7 protein-coding genes are annotated in these 6922 nt (G+C 29.2%); 4 read left to right on the top strand and 3 right to left on the bottom strand.

Annotated elements, in window-relative coordinates; translation table 11 throughout:
* Positions 1-511 (top strand): class B sortase (locus tag H8S20_RS10190; RefSeq protein WP_186860046.1); only part of this gene is annotated, 511 nt, incomplete at its 5' end.
* A 138-nt stretch (positions 512-649) separates the two neighbouring features.
* Here H8S20_RS10190 and H8S20_RS10185 read toward each other — a convergent pair.
* Together H8S20_RS10185 and H8S20_RS10180 are read right to left on the bottom strand one after the other, a co-directional pair.
* Positions 650-2062 (bottom strand): DUF4317 domain-containing protein, encoded by a 1413-nt coding sequence (locus H8S20_RS10185; protein WP_186860045.1) that lies wholly within the window; start codon positions 2060-2062, stop codon positions 650-652.
* A 167-nt stretch (positions 2063-2229) separates the two neighbouring features.
* Positions 2230-3420, bottom strand: a complete 1191-nt coding sequence (locus H8S20_RS10180; protein ID WP_186860044.1) for an FMN-binding protein — start codon at positions 3418-3420, stop codon at positions 2230-2232.
* A 137-nt stretch (positions 3421-3557) separates the two neighbouring features.
* On the opposite strand from H8S20_RS10180, the gene H8S20_RS20685 reads away from it, so the two are divergent.
* The 3 genes from H8S20_RS20685 (at position 3558) to H8S20_RS10170 (ending at position 5504) form a co-directional block, all read left to right on the top strand.
* Positions 3558-3680 carry a hypothetical protein gene (locus tag H8S20_RS20685; protein ID WP_279288172.1) on the top strand — a complete coding sequence of 41 codons (123 nt, stop codon included), beginning with the start codon at positions 3558-3560 and terminating at the stop codon, positions 3678-3680.
* Positions 3681-3734: 54 nt separating this feature from the next.
* A complete protein-coding gene (locus H8S20_RS10175; RefSeq protein WP_186860043.1) occupies positions 3735-4460 on the top strand; it encodes a DUF421 domain-containing protein in 726 nt (241 codons plus the stop codon).
* Between the two features lie 234 nt (positions 4461-4694).
* Positions 4695-5504: an excinuclease ABC subunit UvrA gene (locus H8S20_RS10170; protein WP_243177602.1), complete on the top strand. Its 810-nt coding sequence runs from the start codon at positions 4695-4697 to the stop codon at positions 5502-5504.
* 181 nt (positions 5505-5685) lie between these two features.
* Here H8S20_RS10170 and H8S20_RS10165 read toward each other — a convergent pair whose 3' ends face one another.
* Positions 5686-6777 carry a YeiH family protein gene (locus tag H8S20_RS10165; protein WP_186860042.1) on the bottom strand — a complete coding sequence of 364 codons (1092 nt, stop codon included), beginning with the start codon at positions 6775-6777 and terminating at the stop codon, positions 5686-5688.
* Positions 6778-6922 lie beyond the last annotated feature (145 nt).

Raw genomic sequence — 6922 nt, 5'->3', positions numbered from 1 at the left:
TTGGATATTTGTTCCTAATACTAATATTAATTATCCTGTTGTAAAGCCAGATAATAATGAAGAATATTTATATAAAAACTTTAAAGGGGAAGAAAATAAAGGTGGTAGTATATTTATAGATTCAAGAAATACTTTAGAAGATGACAATATAATATTACATGGTCATAATATGAAGGATAAAAGTATGTTTGGAACACTTTCAAATTTGTTGAAGTCGGAGTTTTTAAATGATAATAAGAATATATATATATATTTAGAAAATGAAGTTTTAGAATATGAAATATTTTCAGTATATGTAACTCATGGAGAGGATTTTCCATACAAACGTAATTTTTTAGATTATGAGGATTTCTATAATTATATAGATAGTGCAATGAATAAATCTGTTCAGTCATTAAGGTATGATGATGATGGTAAGAAAAATATAATAACCTTATCAACATGTACAAATGCTACAGGAGATGAAAGAACGATAGTAAATGCTAAATTAAAAAGTATAAAATATAATTAAAATGAATTTTAGAAAGATAAATAGAAATTTGTTGGTAGGGGATACTTACATAGGAACATAATAAACTAGAAATTATTATACTAGTAAATTAGAACCTAGGCTAGTATTCCCTATCAACATTTTAATTTAACATATGGATTAAACTAAATCATTTAATCCATTAACTGTAGTTTGTTCATCTTCATCGATAGGAATAAGTATGAATTTTTTACCGTCAATTATTTGTGATTTTATTTGAGGTATTTTCTCTGGTTTTACTTGAAGTATAACATCATAATCAGTTGCAGGTTCATCAACTTCAGAAGAGTTTTCAGTAATTTCTTCTACAGTGTCATCAGAATTTGTATCTTGAGTTTCTTCAGTATTATTATCTAAAGTTTCTTTAGCTTCATCTTCAGCTGAAGTTTCTAGGGCAACATTACCTTCTATAACTTCTGTAGACTTAATAACTTCCTTAGTTATAGCAGCTTCTTTTTTTACTTCTTCAAGTCTGTTTTGAAGTATCTCAACTTGCTTTACAAGGTGTTCTTCCTTTCTTCTTTGCTCACTTGCCTTAAGAACCTTTGTATCTATTAAGTTTTCTGCTAAAGGTAAGTCATTACCGAAGTTTGACACATATGATTTTTCAATTTTAGGTGCAAGTTCTTCAGGAACGCCACTTTCTATTAAGATATTTTGAATATCATTATGTGATATTATTATAGGTTCAGCATCAGCTACATCTTCATACATAGAGTTATGTTCCTCTATCATATTATTGATGCTCTCTTGAACTTCCATAAAAACTTTATCAGCTTTCTTTTCATCAGCACCAAAGGAACCTTTAATTATTTCTTGGAATGTTTCTTTTTGAATAGTAGCAGTTTGTTTTGAAGGACATCCTAAAGCGTATTCCATTAATTCATAATGTGGATCCTTAGCATTTTTTGTATAGTACATAATAGAGTTAACATCTGAACTACGATTAATAAATGCTGGGAATATAAATCCATTAGCTGGAGCTTCAACTACCCAATCTCTATCACGAGCCTTTATTCTATTTTCATCCTCATAGTATCTAAGACCGGGTGCAGTAAGTGAAACTGGACAAATTGCACATAATACATATTCATATACTTCTTCAGATTCATCTAGCTTAGCGTTATCCTTAGTTTTAGTAATAACATCATAAGCATCATGATACAGAAGTATTAAAAAGTTACCTGTATAATCGTAATTCTCTATAATAGATTCGTAAAAACTATCAAGAAGAGCATCATCTTTTAATGCGCTACTCTTTAGTTGCATAAGAGAAATTTGTTTTTCATTAATAAGGTCTTCGTTAAGTGGAAATTCAAGCTGAAGTATATTATTGCCGATAGTACCAGACATAACTTTTTTAGCAATCTCCATGTACTTATGGTAATCATCTTCCTCTAGGTTTAGAAATGTTTCTCTAAATTTTAAAATAACATGCTTTTCTCCACTAACATAGCAACCACACATTTTAGTAAAAGTACAGTGATCTTTCTTTAATCTTTTTTTTAATTCAAGTATATCTTTCTTTCTCATACATAAACCCCTCAATTTAGTATTTTATATTTGTATATATTAATTATAAGCAAACTCTTTTCTATATTAAACCATTTATTAGGTTTCTGTAAGTAAAATATTTTTTATTAGAAAGCACATTAAGAAAAGGTTGGCAATATGCCAACCTTTTAAGTATAAAAATTTAATTATAGAACGCCATCAGCCTTCATTTCAGCAGATAATTTTTCAGCTAATTTTAAGTAATTATCCCAAGCAGAGTTTCTCTCCGTATATCCAGCACTTTTGTAATCACCAGTAGCTTCGATAGCTGGAAGTCCAGTTAAATCAAATAAATCTTGAGTTTCAACTACTTTATCATTTAAAGCATCCATTTGAATATTGAAACCTATACGAGATGGTTCATGATATTCAACGCTTTCATATTTTGATGTTCTGTAATGTTTCTTGTATTTTGGATCTTCTATATCATCTTGAGAGTTAGCAAATATTTCATCATATCTACATTCTAATATTTGTCCGTCTTTAACTATAACCTTTAACTTACCAGTTAATCCACCGCCAAGTTCCTCAGCTATAGAATAGTACTTTTCACCAGTTGGAGTTCCAAGTGTAGCATTAAGCTTTTCAGCTAATGGAAGCATAGATTGCTCTATACTATTAGATGCACCAGAAACAACATCAAATTCTCCTGTTAAGCTTTGTGTATCAAGCATTTGTTGTTCTACAGAAACAACACTTTGAATCCAAGCGGCACCCTTAGAAGCTCCCATATCAAAGTTATATTCTGAGAAACGTTTAGAAACGTTTTGATAGTAACGTTTGTAGTAATTTGGTCTAGTAAGTTCATTAAACTCAACTTCTACAAGCTTACCATCGTTTTGAACAACTTCTAATGTTCCTAAGTGGCCTTGTCTGAAACGTTCTTCAACTTTATAATAATCACCTTTTATAATACCTAATTGAGGTTGTGCATCCCATTCTAAAGAAAATTCTGCTTCATTTGAACTTGAATTAGTAGATGCTTTTTCATATTTTGATATATCAATACCAGCATCAGTTAAAGCTTTTTTAGTTCCCTCTATTACAGCAGTACTACTAACTGTACAACCAGATATAGTATCTACATTAAGAGATTGTTGTTCAACTATAGCTTTTGGAATATCTGATATAGCTTTATCTGAGATTCCTTCACTTTCTTTATGTGATGTTACTTCTACTTTTGTAATTTTATCACCATCAAGTGACACTTCAACCATAACATCATCATTATGTCCTTTAACAGTAGCTGAATATGTTGTTGAATTACTTGAACATCCAGCTAATGAAGAAATAATTACCATAGTTGCTAATAAGTATGATATCTTTTTTCTTTTCATATAAATTTCCCCCTAAAATAAGTTTCAGGATAATACTAACATTTGTATAATTTTGTGTCAATATATGTAGAAAAATGTAGAAACTGATTAATAACTATAAAAAAGTAGATATTTTAGAGGTATTTACAGACCTAATAATGACAAGTATTAGCGATAAATATACTTGTAAGGATGGACGAAGAATACCTTTTATGAAATATTCTTTAATTCCTTATTTAGCATTGCTTCCAGAGATGATTACAAATAAGAGAAATGAATAAAATTACAACCCTTGCTTAAAATATAGTTATATTTTAGAGAAGGAGAGTCTTTATATGTATAGTAGTATATTGTTTAGCACAATAATTAAGAGTATTTTAATATATGTATTAGCATTGATTCTTAGTAAGTTAATTGGTATTAAAATCATTTCACAAATGAATTTCTTTGATTTTATAACAGGTGTTTCTGTAGGTTCAATGATTGCTAAAATTATAATTAATAAAGATCATGTAGTTTTTTCAGGAATTATAGCATTAATAACTTTTTCACTTTTAACTATAGCAACTAGTTATTTAAATTTAAAAAGTTATACAGCTAGAAGGATAATAAATGCTAAGACTTTGATATTAATAGAAAATGGACGTATTATTGATAAAAATATAAAAAAGCTTAAGATTACGATAAATGAGCTTATGATGAAATTAAGAGAAAAGGATGTTTTCAATTTAGAGGATGTACAATTTGCAATAATGGAGAGTAATGGACAATTGTCAGTTTTGATAAAAGCTAATAAGAAACCAGTAACTCCATATGATATGGATTTAAAGGTAAAGAGTCTTTCTTTGCTAAATGATATTATAATTGATGGAAAAATAATAGATAAGAATCTTGAAATAGCTGGTATAGATAAAAAGTGGCTACAATGTGAACTTAAGAAGAAGAGTATAAATAATATTGAAGATGTTTTTTATGCAGGCGTAGATAAGAATAAAAAACTTACTATTTCAGAAAAGTATCCTGATGATTTCAATCCAGAAAATAAGTTTGGTATAGAGTAGAGATAATTAAGCTATCAGAGCTATTTTTTTAATAAGCTTTGGTAGCTTAATTATTTAAAAGTAAATATAACTGTAGAATTTTAATTAGTAATAATAATGAATTTTCATATCAAATAGTATAGTATATAAGTTTATACTATACACCAGAGTTTTCTTTCTATATTATAATAAATTATTAGAGCCATTAAATGAAATTGGTGTAAAGATACTTGAGGTAATTAAGAAAAACTTGATATGAATAAGTCTTTAAACGAAGGGGCAATATTGCTTTCAGGCTTTGGGGTAGGTTCTTGGCATTGGAAGTTATTCACTGAGTCAGGATTCTTTGATAATGATAAAAAGATATGTGACTATTCAGAAGAGGAGCTACAGAAGTTTTTATATGGAGAGCCTGAAAAAATAAAGATAGATGATGTTGGAACAATGAATTTAACTTACGAAGGTTTATTAGTTAAGTTTAACAGGCTTTATTTAAAGAAAGAGGGAGAAGTTTATGAAGCTGCTAAAAAGAAGCTTAATAAATTATTAATTGAAGGTGAATGTCCTCTTTGTAATGGAAAAAGGCTTCATGAAAGAGTTTATAAAGTTTTAATCAATGAATATAATATTGCAGACTTAACTAGTATGCAAATAGATGAATTAATTAAAGGTATAGTTGAAAAGTTAAACAATATTATTGATATAGGACTTGGATATTTGACTTTAGATAGAGAAACTTCATCGTTATCAGGGGGAGAGTCTCAGAGAATAAAGATGGTAAAACATCTTAACAGTAATCTTGTTGATTTAATGTACATATTTGATGAACCTAGTATAGGACTTCATCCAAGAGATGTTCATAAATTAAATAACCTTTTAAAAAAGTTAAGGGATAAAGGGAATACTGTAATTGTTGTTGAACATGATCCAGATGTTATTAAGGTAGCAGACTGGATTATCGACCTTGGACCAGATGGTGGAACTAAAGGTGGAGAGATAATATTTGAAGGTACTCCAGTGAATTTGCATAATTGTAAAGAATCTTTAACAGCAAAATATATATAAGCAAGGTTATCTTGACACCTGATTGACATAAAAGAGAGTTATCATAAATTCATAGAGTAGTTAAAGCATTATTATTTACCCCTAAAAAACCACCTTTTATAAAAGCTAGCACTAATGTCCCCCAACGAAAGTGCTAGCCTTTTTTATAATTAATTCTAAATTTTTAATTATGAATTATAAATTATCCTACATAGCTTGCAAATATAAATATAAATGCTATAGATGAAGCAGCAACTGCAAGCCATGTACATCCACCAAGAATTATAGGTTTAATTCCTTTAGTAAATAAATCTTTAAATTGGATTTTAAATCCTACACCGGCAAGAGCCACAGTAATAAAGAACTTATAACCAGTTTTAAAAAGATTAGATAAGCCTTCAATATTGCTGAATAGACCCATTGTATTTAATACAGCCATAATTAGAAATCCAAGAATAAACCAAGGAAATACTTTTAATACAGTTTGGCCAACGCTTGCTTGCTTAGTAATAGCAACTTGACTTGCAACTGATGAACCTTGATTTAATGTTGATTGTCCTGCTGAAGCAATAGCATTTTCTTTTGCTTCCTTACGTATTGCAAGGATTGTAAAAATTACAGCAAGAGCAATAAGCATAGTTGTTCTAGTTAGCTTTACTGTAATTGCTAAGTTAAGGTCAAGTCCATGTAATGCATTATAAGTAGCTTCAGAAGCAGCAACACTAGAAGTATCGTTTATTGCAGTACCAGCTAAGAATCCAAATTGATTAGCTGTTAAATTCATAGCGCCAGCTAGGTAAGGATAAACTAATGCTGCGAAAATATCAAATAAAAATATTGCTGTCATAGCATAAGCAATTTCACTTTCCTTTGCTTTAATTATTGATGAAAGAGTTGCAATAGCAGTTCCACCACAAATAGATGTACCACCACCAACTAAAGTACAAGTATTATCAGAAAGATTTAATTTCTTTCCTACGAAAAATGCAACAGTAAAAGCAAGACATATATTAAAAATAATTAATGGAAGTGCTTTTGCACCATAACCAAGAATTTGTGTGAAATTTAAAGTAGCACCAGCAAGGATAATACCAATATTTAAGCATTTTTTTCCTGCAAATGTAGTTCCTTTTTTAAAATCCTTATCTACTGATGGAAGTATATTAACTATCAACATACCTATAAATAGCCCTATCATAGGTGCTCCTATAACATTTTGTAGCCCTCCTAAGTAAGTAGCGATAATTGCAATGACAGTACATACCCCAATGGCAAAATAAGATTTTTTGTTCATAAGACCATCTCCCTTTAATACCAATTAATTTGTTAAAAAATAAACGAAAAATATTATAAATAAAGTGGGGTTACCCACCTTATAGTAGCCTTAAAGGAATCCTAAATTGTGGGAATTAGGACTCTTTTAAGGCAGTTTTTATGCT

This window comes from Clostridium hominis (assembly GCF_014287825.1).
GTDB classification, from domain to species: Bacteria; Bacillota; Clostridia; order Clostridiales; family Clostridiaceae; genus Clostridium; species Clostridium hominis.
Note: the sequence above shows the minus strand (reverse complement) of the source record. Positions and strands in the feature narration are given on the sequence as shown.